This is a genomic window from Streptomyces lunaelactis (assembly GCF_003054555.1).
Classification (GTDB): Bacteria; Actinomycetota; Actinomycetes; order Streptomycetales; family Streptomycetaceae; genus Streptomyces; species Streptomyces lunaelactis.
Map to the genome: position 1 here is coordinate 198,615 of NZ_CP026304.1, position 13,429 is coordinate 212,043.

At 68.6% G+C, this 13,429-nt stretch carries 12 protein-coding genes and 1 pseudogene; 8 read left to right on the plus strand and 5 right to left on the minus strand.

The window, feature by feature from the left end; all coding sequences use genetic code 11:
- Positions 1–28: 28 nt before the first annotated feature.
- A complete protein-coding gene (locus tag SLUN_RS00950; protein WP_159100109.1) occupies positions 29–502 on the minus strand; it encodes a Haze protective factor 1 in 474 nt (157 codons plus the stop codon).
- An 829-nt stretch (positions 503–1,331) separates the two neighbouring features.
- On the opposite strand from SLUN_RS00950, the gene SLUN_RS40640 reads away from it, so the two are divergent.
- On the plus strand, positions 1,332–2,741 hold the full coding sequence (locus SLUN_RS40640) for a NucA/NucB deoxyribonuclease domain-containing protein (RefSeq protein WP_254710002.1): 1,410 nt from the start codon (positions 1,332–1,334) through the stop codon (positions 2,739–2,741).
- A gap of 47 nt (positions 2,742–2,788) precedes the next feature.
- Here SLUN_RS40640 and SLUN_RS00965 read toward each other — a convergent pair whose 3' ends face one another.
- On the minus strand, positions 2,789–3,256 hold the full coding sequence (locus SLUN_RS00965; RefSeq protein WP_108146727.1) for a hypothetical protein: 468 nt from the start codon (positions 3,254–3,256) through the stop codon (positions 2,789–2,791).
- Between the two features lie 86 nt (positions 3,257–3,342).
- Here SLUN_RS00965 and SLUN_RS40645 point away from each other — a divergent pair.
- From SLUN_RS40645 to SLUN_RS39165, 3 genes and pseudogenes are all read left to right on the plus strand, one after another.
- Positions 3,343–3,867: pseudogene (locus SLUN_RS40645) on the plus strand (hypothetical protein); the annotation flags it as partial.
- Between the two features lie 298 nt (positions 3,868–4,165).
- Positions 4,166–5,176 carry a helicase associated domain-containing protein gene (locus SLUN_RS42665; protein WP_503461795.1) on the plus strand — a complete coding sequence of 337 codons (1,011 nt, stop codon included), beginning with the start codon at positions 4,166–4,168 and terminating at the stop codon, positions 5,174–5,176.
- Between the two features lie 518 nt (positions 5,177–5,694).
- On the plus strand, positions 5,695–5,859 hold the full coding sequence (locus SLUN_RS39165; protein WP_159100110.1) for a hypothetical protein: 165 nt from the start codon (positions 5,695–5,697) through the stop codon (positions 5,857–5,859).
- Between the two features lie 478 nt (positions 5,860–6,337).
- On the opposite strand, the gene SLUN_RS39170 is transcribed toward SLUN_RS39165, so the two are convergent.
- The 3 genes from SLUN_RS39170 to SLUN_RS00985 form a co-directional block, all read right to left on the minus strand.
- Positions 6,338–6,841 carry a hypothetical protein gene (locus tag SLUN_RS39170; protein WP_159100111.1) on the minus strand — a complete coding sequence of 168 codons (504 nt, stop codon included), beginning with the start codon at positions 6,839–6,841 and terminating at the stop codon, positions 6,338–6,340.
- Between the two features lie 70 nt (positions 6,842–6,911).
- Positions 6,912–8,345 carry an IS1380 family transposase gene (locus tag SLUN_RS00980; protein ID WP_108146729.1) on the minus strand — a complete coding sequence of 478 codons (1,434 nt, stop codon included), beginning with the start codon at positions 8,343–8,345 and terminating at the stop codon, positions 6,912–6,914.
- 236 nt (positions 8,346–8,581) lie between these two features.
- A complete protein-coding gene (locus tag SLUN_RS00985; protein WP_108146730.1) occupies positions 8,582–9,559 on the minus strand; it encodes a GlxA family transcriptional regulator in 978 nt (325 codons plus the stop codon).
- 126 nt (positions 9,560–9,685) lie between these two features.
- Here SLUN_RS00985 and SLUN_RS00990 point away from each other — a divergent pair, with 126 nt between their 5' ends.
- From SLUN_RS00990 to SLUN_RS01005, 4 genes are all read left to right on the plus strand, one after another.
- On the plus strand, positions 9,686–10,648 hold the full coding sequence (locus SLUN_RS00990) for an NADP-dependent oxidoreductase (protein WP_108154436.1): 963 nt from the start codon (positions 9,686–9,688) through the stop codon (positions 10,646–10,648).
- A gap of 61 nt (positions 10,649–10,709) precedes the next feature.
- A complete protein-coding gene (locus tag SLUN_RS00995; protein WP_108146731.1) occupies positions 10,710–11,132 on the plus strand; it encodes a nuclear transport factor 2 family protein in 423 nt (140 codons plus the stop codon).
- Between the two features lie 55 nt (positions 11,133–11,187).
- Entirely contained in the window at positions 11,188–11,826 is a 639-nt protein-coding gene (locus tag SLUN_RS01000) for an NmrA family NAD(P)-binding protein (RefSeq protein ID WP_246340749.1), read from the plus strand.
- A gap of 322 nt (positions 11,827–12,148) precedes the next feature.
- The gene (locus SLUN_RS01005; RefSeq protein ID WP_108146733.1) at positions 12,149–13,411 is read left to right on the plus strand and encodes an AlbA family DNA-binding domain-containing protein; all 1,263 of its coding nucleotides are present in this window, start codon (positions 12,149–12,151) and stop codon (positions 13,409–13,411) included.
- The last annotated feature ends 18 nt before the right edge of the window (positions 13,412–13,429 follow it).

Below are 13,429 nucleotides of genomic sequence, written 5' to 3' on the forward strand. Positions count from 1 at the left end.
CGGATCCCGGGAGCCCTCCGATGCGCGTCTAACCGTCCGGCGTGAACACGAACAGATACTCCTCCAGATCGGTAATGGGGAACACCTGCCCCATCAGCTCCTCGAACCGTGCCGCCGCGGTGTCCCCGCCCCGGCACCACACCTGCAGCACATAGCCGCTGTCCTCACGCAACCGGAAGGTCAGCGCCGGACCGTCCATAGTGCAGACCATCTGCTCCCCGCTGCCCGTCTGATACCGCCACGAGCCGAGCAGCTCGAACCCCTCGCCGGGACCCTCCGGCCGCCCGGAGCGCACCTCCACCGCAACGGAGACATCGTGCGACTGCGCCTTGCTCAGCACCCTCGCAACACCGGCCCCCACCACCAACGGCGGGCCCTCCATTGGCAGATCCGTCCAGAACGCACGCGGCTCCTCGCCCTCCCGCCGCAGCTCATCCAACCCGAAGATCGACCGGTCCACCGACACGGTGCCCGACACACGAACGGTCTCATCACCAGCCACCCCGGCAGCCTATCCCCACCAACGCGCCACCAGCCCAAGAGCTCCAACACCTGACGGGCGATGCCGCCCCGCCGCTTCAACCTGCACACGAAATACCGCCCCTTCGGCTTCAACGTGTTGGCTACCCCTCGAGCTTTCTCAGCGCGGCGGAGATGTTGCGTTGCAGGCCGGTGACCTCGTTGGCTATCCCCTGCCGGATGTCGCCCACTTGTACTCCTCTGTCTACGTTGTGACGGCACGTCGCGGGAACAATGCCCACCCTGGGAACCGGGCCAGCCGTCGCGTCCGCGCCACTCCCCTCACCTAATCCGCGACTCACACCTCTGCACGGCGAGTGCAAGGCGCGCCCACCGGCGGCGCGTGCTCGGCCAGTTCGCTGCTGGCGAGACCGAGACCGGCGACGAGGCCGTGCTGTCGCTGGTCGCGTTCGTGAAGGTCCTCGGCGAGGGAGTCGACATCCGTGAATGCGGCGCTGGCGTCTTCGCGGGTGTTCGGAAGTCGACGAGCAGCACGTCCAGGATCCCGGCCTGGCGCTGCCGGATGTCACCGCAGCCGATGAGGAAACCGTCCGCACGTGATGGCCTCCCTGGACCAGCGGTGGGCTTTCTCCGGCTTGGACGGCCAGACGATGACGGTGATCGAGGCTACGTACCGCGTGAAGTGCACGGGTGTTGGCGTGGGGATCGGACGGGAGGGCATCCGGTTTTCCGCCAGTTCCCAAAATCCGTTCGTGCGTTCATATTTGGGATGGGAGCCTTCTCCTGAACTGGCCTTGATCAGCCTGACCCGCTGATAGGTGGGGCCACCAAACAGGGGGGGCACATTGCGTATGAGTATGCGGCGGCTGCGCGACGGGGCGTTGGCCGCGACAGCAGTCCTGATGGCCGCGATGACACCAGCGGCTTCAGCCGAGGACCACGGTGACCTTGAGCGGGTGTCCTATGTCCTGCCACTCGGCATCGCCGAACTGGAGGGGCCGGTCACGGCTGACGCCATAGGTGTGCTCGGCGAGAAGGCCGAACTGGTGAGCGGCGGGATGACGGCGCTGGAAACGGTGGGCCCCGTGGCCGGCTACGCGCCGCGCGCCGCAACCGCCTCTGCCGCGGCGACTCCCGCTGTTTCTCGCGCGCAGAGGGCAGCGCCCGCAGCGGTCTCATATCCCGCTCCGGCCCGGTCGATCTCGCTCGCCGAGTGCCAGGCGAAGATCGACCGGCCTGGCGGCGAGAAGTTCTACGTGAAGTCACGCTTCGCCGTCTGCACCGGCATCCGCATGACCTCCACATGGAGCAGGAACGGCGCGCCGGTGGGAACCAGCGAGACGAAGGTGTTCATCCGGGGCACCGTGCCCAAGGAAGCCGACCGGACGATGAAGTTCGACTACGACGTGGTCGGTTTCAAGAAAGTGGGCGCGATTCCCACAGATCGGGAGATGTACAGGATCGAAGGCACCATCCCCAAGGTGTGGCCGGCCTCCGCACGGAAGACGCAGGGCGGCAACCTGCCCGTGACGAAGAGCTTTGACGCGCTTCGGGCCATGCCTTCGGCCCACTTCATCCACACGGTGCGCTACGCGCCGGGGCAGGGCACAGGTGCCGGCGCCGCCGATGTCGTCTTCGCCGTTTACCAGCCGGTGATCACCGCGTCAGCCGTGCCCGGCTGGATCGGCGCCCCCAGCATCGGCAAGCCGTTTATGCTCGCGCCGCGTTGGGACGCCGCGAAGTACCTCAACAACCCCACTGGCGGCAGCACCCCCGCGAACAAGGGCAGCGCATCCTTCAGCTACCTCGCGACGCTGCACTACAGCACGAAGGCAACCGCTCCCGAGCGCGGAGCGGCTGCCCACATCAAGAAGGCGTTCACCACCCCGAAAGCGACGCAGCCGCCCAACGGCGACAAGAGGATCCCCGGACAGAGCGTCGACGCACCCCTGCACCGCCTCTACCTTGATGCGCAGCGCCGCAAGGACAACCGAGCCAAGGCGCTCAGCAACTGCCGCAGATACTTCGGCCCGGACTACACCCAGGGTGGCAAGGACTGCGACGAGTACCCCTTCGCAACGACCTACGAGGGAGCCGCGCAGGCGGACCACGACCCGCACGCGGAGAAGCTGAACTTCTCCGTACTACCGGTTGACTCCACGCAGAACCAGAACGCGGGCCGGATGCTCGGCCAGTTCCTGACAAGGAACAGAATCATCGACGGCCCGGAGGACGGCTTCCTCGTCAAGATCAGCTCCTGACCGGTTGAGATTAAGGGGGGAGGAGCCGTCCGGCTCCTCCCCCTCTTTCACGCGTCGTCGGGCCAGAACTGGACCAGGTAGCGCTCCACGCCCTCGGGGACGCCCTCGCGGGCGAGCTCGCGAACAGCCTCGCGGCCTCGGCAGTGGGCCCGTACCCGCCATCCGGCGCTATGGTCGGACAGCTGCACATACGCCGGCATCGGGCCGGCTGCGACCGCCCACACGGCCAGCTGCCCCGAGGAGCACGAGATCCGGCTCTCGGCCACCTCGTCCCAGCCATCCCCGCGCCCGGCTGCCGCAGGTGCGCCGTCCCATACCTCCGCTGCCAGCGCCGCGGTGTGGGTGTGGCCGGCACTGGCGAAGTCGAGCCGGCCCTCATGCCCGGTCAGGAACGCTCCCGGCTCGAAGCCCTCGGGAAAAGATACGGGCACCATCGAGTCGTCCACGTCCTGCAGGCACCAGCCGTAGAAGTCCACCTCCACGTCGAGGTCCTGCCTGCTGACCATCCGGGCCATCGCCACTCCCCTCTCACCCCAAGCGTGCGGGCCGCACCCAACCATGATGAACCGGGCCCACCAGGAACGGCACCACCCCCTGGATGATGGACCTGAGATACAAGGCGTGCGGATTACCTCCCAGCCCAGCCCGGGCAAGGGCGGCGCGCAGGCCTACATGGTGCTGGTTTAGCACTGGAGGCGGGGGTGCTGCCGACGTGCGGGACCCGGCGCTGAACAGCGCGCTGCGCACCGCCGGCGACGGCAGCGAAGAGGTCCGCGGCAAGCGTCTGGGTGCGCTGCAGGCCGCGACACCGAAGGTGTCGGCGAAGGAAGAGCTCAAGCGGGTTCTCTCCTTCCACCAACGGGTCGCCGAGGCCGAGGCCTTTGCCCAACTGCCGGGCAAGGCGGGCGAGCTGTACGCCGAGGACGACGGCCTGTACCCCGCAGAGAGCGAGGTGTGGGCCGAGTGGCTGCACGGTGAGCACAAGCCGGCCCACCGGCGGCGCGTGCTCGGCCAGTTCGCCGTCGGCGCGAGCGACAACGGCACGGAGGCCGCGCTGTCGCTGGTCGCCTCGGTGAAGGTGCTCGGCGAGGGAGTCGACACCCGCGAATGCGACGCCGTCGTCTTCGCGGATGTCCGCGGCTCGATGCCCGACCTGGTCCAGGCCGTAGGCCGCGCCCTGCGTATGCACCCGGGCGAAGGCAAGATCGCCACCCTGGTGGTACCGGCCTTCCTCGCCCCCGGCGAGGCGCCGGACGCCATGCTCACCTCCCCCGCGTACAACGGGCTGGCCAAGCTGCTGTCCGCGCTGCGCGCACACGACGCCCGCATCGAGAAGCTGACCGAGCCCAGCACCTCGCGCACCCGCGTTCCCGAGCCCCGCGACGAAACCCGCGACTGGGACGAGGACCTGGACCAGGAGGCCGATGGCGAGAAAGCGGCGACGGTCAGCCGGCCCGCGAAGGACCTGCTGCGGTTATCCGCCCCGCGCGACGCGCGCCAGCTGGCAGCGTTCATCAAGCTGTGGGTCCTCAACCCTGAGCGGGTGCACTGGCGGCGCGGCATCCAGGCCGCCCAGCGCTACGCCAAGGAGCACCAGGACCTGCGCGTGCCGTACGGCTACCGCACCCCCGCCGACTCCGCTGGGTGTTTGGGTCACCGACTGCCGCCGGCACTACAACGCCGACCGCTTGGACGCCAAGCGCACCGCCCAGCTCCAGGCCCTCGGCATGGTCTGGTCGCACTTCGACGCCGGCTTCGAAGAGGGCCTGGCCGCAGCGGCCGCCTGGGCCGACGAACACGAAGTCGGCCTGGCCGCACCGGTGGACGCCGTCGTCGGCGAGTACCCGGTGGGACGCTGGCTGAAGAACCAGCGGGCAGCTCCACGACGGGCCGCCGAGCTCGAACGCTGCCGCGCCAAGGGACTGCCCGAGCCGGAGGGCGGCACTGCTCCCCTCCCCGACGAGCGCAGGCATGCGCTGGAGGACATCGACCCCGGCTGGTGCCCGACGTGGAGTATCGACTGGCAGCGCGCCTTCCGCCTTGCCTGGCTCCACACCAAGGCTGGCGGCACGTTGCCTGACAAGGCCGGTGTGGCTATCGCGGAAGGCGAGGACCTGGGCAAGTGGGCCGCCGCCCAGCGCGCCGGCTTCGCCAAGCTGACCGCGACTCAGCAGTGGATGCTCACGAGCGTGCTGGGCGTCACGGTCGCGCCGGCCAAGCGCACCCGGGCTGAGATGTGGGCTCAGAACCTGGCCGCCGCCAGCCAGTACCAGGAGCGCGAGGGGCACCTGGAGGTCCCCCGCAGCCACACCGAGAACATCGACGGGGAGACCGTGCGGCTGGGCGCCTGGGTCAGCCAGCAGCGGGTGAAGGCCGCCAAGCTGTCGCCCGAGCGGGTGGAGGAGCTGTCGGCCCTCGGGATGCGCTGGACGTGACAGGCAACGACGTGACCATCCTCGCCGCGGCTGCAGCCCTCGCGCCCGGCTATCTGCTCGGACGGACCCGTCCATGGCGGCGCCTGGGCAACTGGTCCGCCGGGCGCACGGCCTCATCTGCCCCCAATCCGCCCGGGACTTCGTAGGCCAGGAGATCCCACCCGAACAGAGCGACACGGCGGGCCGCACAGATCTGTGCGGCCCGCCGTCGTGCCTTCTGCGTCAGCGGTCGCATCTGGCGCCCGAGCGGGTGAATTCCCCGTCGCATACGCGGGGGCGGATCTAGCGGAAGCAGTCTAACTCGCCCGGGATAAACAGCTCTTGACAGGTTTTCGCGCGTTCTGTCATGTTCTATTCGCCTGCTTCGAGGCAACCGCGAGAGAGGTAGTGTGACGCCGACCGGTAGATGGCCATTCCGATTCCTACCTGGCCAGTCGCGTCGGGGCGTGTGGAGGTGACCTCGCACATGAGTACGTCTACGGGTAGCCTGGCGCCGCCGCGATCAACAGGATGGCTCCATGAGTGAGCTCGAGCGTTATCCCCAAGTCCCTGCGGGACCCGCCCGCGCCCATCGGCCCGTCGGCAAAGTGATGAAGGCCGTCCTCATCGTGGCGGCCGTAGCGGCTGCAGTCCTGCTGCTCTACATGGCTCTCTTCATCGGCATCTTTGTCATGGCAAGTTGATCGTTGCAACCCTCGCGGATTAGGTGGCCGGCGGTGAGAACGAGCCGCGGGGTAAGGAGATAGCCGCTTCCCTGCCGGGCCCCAAAGACCGCCGCGATGCGGTGCATCGTCGTCACTCTCCACATGCTACGACCGAGACGGCAGCGGCGCGCGGCGATGGATATCGAACGTCCGCGCCTGCGTCTCGTGTCCCGCGGCCCGCTTGAGCCGTCAGCTGGTCGAACTCGTCCTAGCTTCTTGGGGGAAGGCGATCTTCACGTCCAGCGGCGGAGCGGCGTGCCCGGTACTGTCCAGCGTTCGATGGCGTGCTGCACGTCGGCCATGACAATCCGTTGAGCGAGGACTGCATGAACTGGAACGCAGTTGGAAGGCAGTGCCGTTTCCGGTTCTGACACCGGAGACGGACGTGCCCGGAAGGCAGGTGCGTGGGCGGTCTCAGCGCGGGCGGCGCGTTCATGTTGCGGCCGCCGAGCCTGTGTCAATCGGAGGTTGGCAGACGGAGGGTGAGCAAGTTCCCGATGAGAGTCGCGTCGGTGTCGATACCGCTGTCGATGACGCTGGTGACGTCCGGATAGACGTCAGCTGGGATCACGGCGAGGGTGTTCTCGCCGGATGCGAGGATCAGGGCCGCGGGTGCGGGGCCTTCGGTGAATCGGAGCTGAACGGGCACCGAGTTGGCAGGCACCTCGCTGCTGGTGGTGACCTCCAGGGAGATGTTGCCGTCCTCGAGGAGTCTGCCGATCATGCTGGGTCGGCGCTTGCGGACGTACTCCAACAGTTCGGTCGTTTCGAAGGGAGTGGCCGCGAATTCGCTGCGCCAGGCGTCGAGGTGAAGGGTAGTGAGCCACGACCGCAGCTGGTTGGCGTCGATGCCCTGGGCCTGGGCGGCTCTGCCAATTCGGTGAGCTAACCTCGGCGTTTCGGTTGGGGTGAGGAGACGTCGCTGATCGGCTGTTGCCAGGTGGCTTCGTTGCTTGGGCATGGTGGAATCCCGGCGCGGGGGTCGGGTTCTCCAAGGCCTTTCGGGTCGTGGGTGGTCAGGGGTTCACTGGTCAGCCGGCGGGACGGGGCAGTGCGGCGAGGCGATGGAAGGCCGTGGCCAGTTCGTGTCTCCAGGGCCAGGTCGCTGATATCCGCAAGCGCAGACGCCGGCCACCCCGGGTGAGGCGGGCGGCGACGTGCAGCAGCCGGTAGCGGAGCTTCTTCGGCTCGGCAGCCGCCAGCTCCCCGTCCAGCAGCAGGACGCGCATCCAGGCCAGCAGGTCGATCGCCGCGAGGCTGAGTTCGAGCCAGACCGAGTTGATCGCGAAGTGGCGGGAGGGGGAGCGGCCGAGGCCGGTGTTCTTGCCGCACCGGATGTGGTCTTCGACGGTGGCATGCCCGCGGTGGCGGACCTCCAGGAACTGGGCGGACCCACCACCGGAGTATGGGGTGTCGGTGAGGAACACCTGGTGCCGCAGGCCCTCGTCCTGATCGAACAGAGACAGCTGGGCTCCGGGGTGCGGGCGCTCGCGGCGCACGATGATGCGGGTTCCGTCCGGATAGGCGGCAAGATCGACCATGCCGGTCAGCTCGGCGACCTCGGCGCCGGCACGCAGTGTCCCGTCCTGGTCCAGTGCGGGATGCCAGAGGTGGTCGGGCAGGGTCCGGATCGCGCGGCGGACTGGCTCGGTGACGGCGTGTCCGACCGAGAAGAAGGTACGGACTCCACTCATCCGCATGTCACGGACGTGAGCGAGGAAGGCTTTCGCGGAACCGGCGCTGTCAGTGCGGATCAGGATGTCGGTGCCGTGCCGGTGGGCGTCGGGGATCTGCGCGAGGGCCTGGTCAAGCACCAGGATGTGATCCGCGGCGGTGTTGGCGCCGGCGTTCCCCGGCCGCAGCCGCCCGGACAGCGCCTCGCCGGTGTTGGCCAGGAAGCACACCAGCGGGTGGAACCCGAAACCGCCCTTGTAGGTGGGTGCGGCCGCTTCCTTCTCGGAGTGGCAGGCCACCAGCGTGGCGTCGAGGTCCAGCACCAGACCGGGCAGTTCCTGCCCTGCCGCCCGGACAGCGGGTATGCCCTCACCGCGCTCGGCGGCCTGCAGCCAGGCGACCTCGCGAGCCGATGAGCGGGCCGAGCGCAGAGAAGCCAGTGCCCGCTCGTCAACGTCAGCGAGCAGCCGCCAGGTCGTCGGTGTCGAGGCGACCGGGCCGAACACCTCGTGCTGGTCCCGCAGTACGGCCAGATCTGTGATGGCCTCGCCGCCATCGGCGAGCATCACCGCGAGATCGGTGGCGATCCGGCCCGGATCATGTCCGGTCCCGCGCGGGCGAAGCGGCCGGAGCACGGTGGAGTACGCGGCGGTCAGCCCCGTGACATCGGCAAGATCCGCCAGCAACCGTGCCCCGGCATGACCGACCACCCCCGAACCATCTGCACTGACATGAACCCTGGGACGCAAGATAGCCTGCACGTAGAAAGTGCCCTCCGCTTGGACCGACAGAACCCCTCAGCAAGGTTCATCGTCCCAGGTCAGGAAGGCACTTTCGCGTTTCCGGCCGACCCTCAGCCGTACCTCAAGTGAAACAGCGAGGCTAACGGCTCTCGTCGGGATTGACCTGCGCCACACACGCGCCCCCGTGCGGGCAGGCCGATTCGCTTGGACCATCGGGTCGTTGATCGGATGCGTCGCTGACTCACGCGCATAGGCGATCGACGGCCCGTGGGAGCGGGTAACCCCTACGGTCGGACATCCGGGCCCACGGCGCGGAAGGTGCGGCGGTATGCCTGGGGAGCGACGCCGATGGCGGCGTGGAGGTGCTGGCGCAGCGAGGTGCCGCTGCCGAGGCCCGCGCGGTCGGCCACCGTGTCGATCGGCCAGTCGGTGGTCTCCAGCAGGTGCCGCGCCCGCTCGATCCGCTGCTGTACGAGCCACTGACCGGGGCTCGCGCCGACTTCGTCACGGAAGCGGCGGGTGAAGGTACGTACGCTGACCTTGGCGTGGGCGGCCATGTCGGCCAGCGTCACGGGTTCGGCAAGCCGCTCCAGGACCCAGGACCGGGTGGGGGCCGTGCCGTTGTCGGTGGGGGCAGGTACGGGCCGGCGGATGTACTGTGCCTGGCCGCCGTCGCGCCAGGGCGGGACGACGCAGGCGCGCGCCACTTCGTTGGCGACCTCACTGCCGTGGTCGCGTCGGACGATGTGAAGGCACAGATCGACGCCGGCGGCCACGCCCGCCGAGGTCAGGACGTCGCCGTCGTCGACGAACAGCACGTCGGGGTCGACTCGGACCCGGGTGAACATCCGCTGCAGCCGCTCGGCCTCACGCCAGTGAGTGGTGGCGGGACGGTGATCGAGGAGGCCCGCCGCGGCCAGAACGAAGCTGCCGGTGCAGATCGCCACCATCCGGGTACCGGGCCGCACGGCGGCCAGAGCCCTTCGCAGCGCGTCCGGGAGCCGGCCCTCCTCGCGGATCGGACCCAGGCTGTGGGAGGGCGGGATGACCACCGTGTCGACGGTGGCCAGCACGGACGCATCGTGTGCGACGGAGAGTTCGTAGTCGGCCTCTGCCCGTACCGGACGGCCGTCCAGGCTGCACGTGGTCACGGAGTAGAGGGCGTTCCCCGTCAGGTCGCGGGCCGCTCCGAAGATACGGGCGGGGATGCCCAGTTCGAAGGGGACGACCCCGTCGAGGGCCAGAACTCCGATGCGGTGCATGACCCGATCCTTTCAGGTGTTGACCATCGGGCCACTACCTGGGCCTTCCCGTGCCCGGCAGCCTTGGACTGTGCCCAGATGAACCGGCACGAACCATCCGATCCCACCCCTGTGAAGGCCATCACCATGACCCACGAGGCGCCCTTGAAAATGCGGGCCATCTGCCAGGACCGGCCCGGTGGCCCGGAGGTACTCAAGGTCGTCGAGACCGAGAGGCCCAGTCCCGGCCCGACCGAGATCCTGGTCCGCGTCCACGCAGCCGGAGTCAACCCGACGGACTGGAAGACCCGGGCCCGAGGCGTGTTCTCCACGGGGGCCAAGACCCCGTTCACCCTGGGTTTCGACGTCTCCGGTGTCGTCGAGTCCGTCGGCCTCGGCGTCACCGTCTTCCAGCCCGGCGACCAGGTGTTCGGGATGCCGCGGTTCCCGCACCCCGCCGGCGCCTACGCCGAGTACGTCACGGCCCCGGCCCGGCACTTCGTCCACCGCCCCGAACAGCTCGACCACATCCAGGCGGCGGCCGTTCCGCTGGCCGCCCTCACCGCTTGGCAGGCCCTGGTCGACACCGCCGACATCCAGCCCGGCCAGCGCGTACTGATCCACGCCGCAGCCGGCGGGGTCGGCCATCTCGCTGTGCAGATCGCGAAGTCACGCGGCGCGCACGTCATCGGCACCGCCCGCGAGGCCAAGCACGCGTTCCTGCGCGGTCTCGGCGCCGACGAACTCGTCGACTACACCCGCCAGGACTTCGTGGAGGTCGTACGCGACGTCGACGTCGTCCTCGACACCATCGGCGGCGCCTACTGGGCCCGCTCCCTGCGCACCCTGCGGCCCGGCGGCACGCTGGTCTCGATCCTGCCGCTGGACGCGACGTTCCCCGCCGAACAGGCCCGAGCGGCCGGGGTGCGCGCCGTGTTCCTGCTCGTCGAGCCCGACCAGGCCGGACTGCGTCAGATCGCGTCCCTGGTCGACAGCGGCCGACTGAAGGTCGAAGTCGAGGCGGTGCTTCCCCTGGAGGACGTAGCCAGGGCCCACGAGCTCGGAGAAGCCGGTCGCACCACAGGAAAGATCGTCCTGACCGTGGCATGACGCCGAGTCCCGCCCCCCTTTTTTCCCTCTTCATCGCATCGCAGAGAACGGATGACCCACCATGAACAGCACCACCACCGACGCCTCGACCGCCACCCGCGAGGTCGTCGACACTTTCTTCGCCCGGTTCGGTTCCGGCGATATGACCGGTGTTCTCGACCTGTTCGCCGATGACGTGTCCTTCCACGTCGGCGGGGCTGACAACGTGCCCTGGGCTGGTACGCGCAACTCGAAGGATGAGATCGCCGCGTTCTTCGCGACGTTCCCCGAGGTACTGACGCCCCCACAGGAGTACCTCATCCACACGACCGTGGTCGAGGGAGGGGAAGCCGTCGTCATCGGCCACAACCGCTTCGGTGTGCTGGCCACCGGCAAGACCTTCACGAACCACTTCGCACTGCACTTCACCGTGGCCGACGGAAAGATCCACAACTACCGCATGTACGAGGACAGCCACGCCATCGGCGCCGCCTTCACCCACTGACCCGGCAGGCACCGAACGATTCAAGGCAGGAGATGTCATGTCCGAAAGGACCAGCATGACCATCTTGGTGACAGGGGCAACGGGCAATCAGGGTGGTGCGGCCGCGAGGCGGCTCTTGGCGGACGGTTGGAGCGTGCGGGCGCTCACCCGCGACCCCGCCGGCCGGGCCGCCCACGCACTCGCCGCTGCCGGCGCCGAGATCGTGGCGGGCGACCTGGACGACAGGGCGTCACTCGATGCCGCCGTCAAGGGCGCTTACGGCGTCTTCAGCGTGCAGCAAGGCGCGCTCGGGATACAACCGGTCGGCTTCGAGGAGGAGGTCCGGCGGGGCAGGAACGTGGCAGATGCGGCGCTGGCCGGAGGAGTGGAGCATCTGGTCTACGCGTCGGTCGCGGGTGCCGAACGCAGCGCTGGGGTCCGCGCTTTCGAAAGCAAGTGGGAGATCGAAAAGCACATACTCGCGATCGGCATCCCCGCGACGATCCTGCGGCCGGCCTCGTTCATGGAGAACTTCTCGGACCCGGCCTTCGGCGTCCAGACCGGTCAGTTGGCGACCGCGTTCGCATCGAACGTGGTCGAGCATTCGACGAGCGGTACGCCGCACTGGACAGACTCCATGGCGCATTGCTCACCGCGGCCGGAGTGCTGCCGCACCGGGCCCTGGAGTTCGTTCGAGGCGAGGCGGAGAACCTGAACACTGCCCGCGAATGGCTCACCAGTGCCGAAGTGGCCTACCACCACGGCTCAGCCGGCCAGCGCCCGGACACGCTCTTCGGCGGCGTCTGCTTCATGTTTTCCGCGGGCTCGGTGAATCTGGTGCACGGAGCGTCGGTAGTACCAGCGGTTCAGCGGATAACGCTGCGATTGATCTTGCTGGCAGGGACCTGGTGTCTGCGCTCCGACCGACATGGCTAGGTCGGTTGCGTTCGGTTGCGGGAGCGCGGCCAGGGGTGCCGACAACAGCCCAGGACGTATGTTCGGCAGACTCGCCAGCCTGCCCTCCCTAAGCTGAGGCGATGGCTCGCTCTTGGACTCGACTGCACGCGCATCTGGGCGTTCCGCCCGGCGCGATCACCTTCGACATGGTGGCCAAGGCCGTCGCGGATCGTCTCGAGGAAACCGACGACCTCGACTGGAAGGAAGCTCTCCCGCAGCCGCCCCAGGACGGCCGCTGGAATGAGTTCGCCAAGGACGTGGCCGCGATGGCGAATACGCGCGGCGGACTTCTCATCTACGGCGTCAGCAACGATGTGCGGATGACCGGCATCAACCCGCAGCAGGTCAACGAGCAGCAGCTGGGGCAGTGGGTCCGCAACCACGTCCAGCCGTACGTCTCCGGACTCTCGTTCCTGACGCTGACGTCCGACGACGCCAGCCAGAGTGTCCTCCTCGTCGACGTGCCGGCCAGCGAGACGGCGCCGCACCTGGTCTACGGCACCGCCGCCAAGGACAAGGCCCAGCAGGCTGCCGTAGCGCCCTACCGCGACGGCTCCCACACGGACTGGATGCCCGAGCATCTGATCGCCCGGGCCTACCAGGACCGCTTCGCCCGCCAGGCGGGCGCAGAGGCGGAACTGCAGGAACACCTGCGGTACGCGGCCGACATCGGCCTGCACGCGTCCCAGGCCGTCTGGATCGTCATCGCCTCCAGGCCACAGCGCCCGCTGCCCCGGATGGTCCCGCCGCTCGACCGCAGCGCCGCCCTGCACGTCGTCGAAGCCGGGCTGCGCACATCCGTTGAGCTAAAGGGCAATGCCAGCGCCATGGCGCCGGTCCTCCGATCGGTCAACCCCACACCCCGCCGTGGGCTGCGCCGGTGGGTCATCAGTAACACCCTCACGGCCTCCGACAGCATCAGCGGCCGTCCGGTGTACGTCGAGCTCCACCACGACGGAACGACCGTGCTGGCAGCCGACTTGTCCTGGAAGGCCCTCGAACGCCTCGAGGGGACCAACATCACCTGCCCGGTACGCATCGACGTGGTGACCTCAGCTGCGTTCGACGCGGTGGCTCTCGCAGCCGAGTTCCGCCGAGCCCTGCTGGACGACAGTGCCTCGGACGTGACGGCCCTCGTTGTCGCACCGCCCGACTACCGCCAACCTTTCGTGGCCGTGACCACGGAGATGGGCAGCTTCGTCACCATTCCGGACCACGCTCGGCGGCCACCGCGCCTGCTGCCGGCCACGTCGGAGATTCCGGCGACCGCGGACGCGGACGTGCTCCGCAGCGTGGCCGAGGAGCTGCGCGCGGGCATCGTCAACCAGTTCGGTCTGGAGTAGACGCGGGTCGGGGAGCAG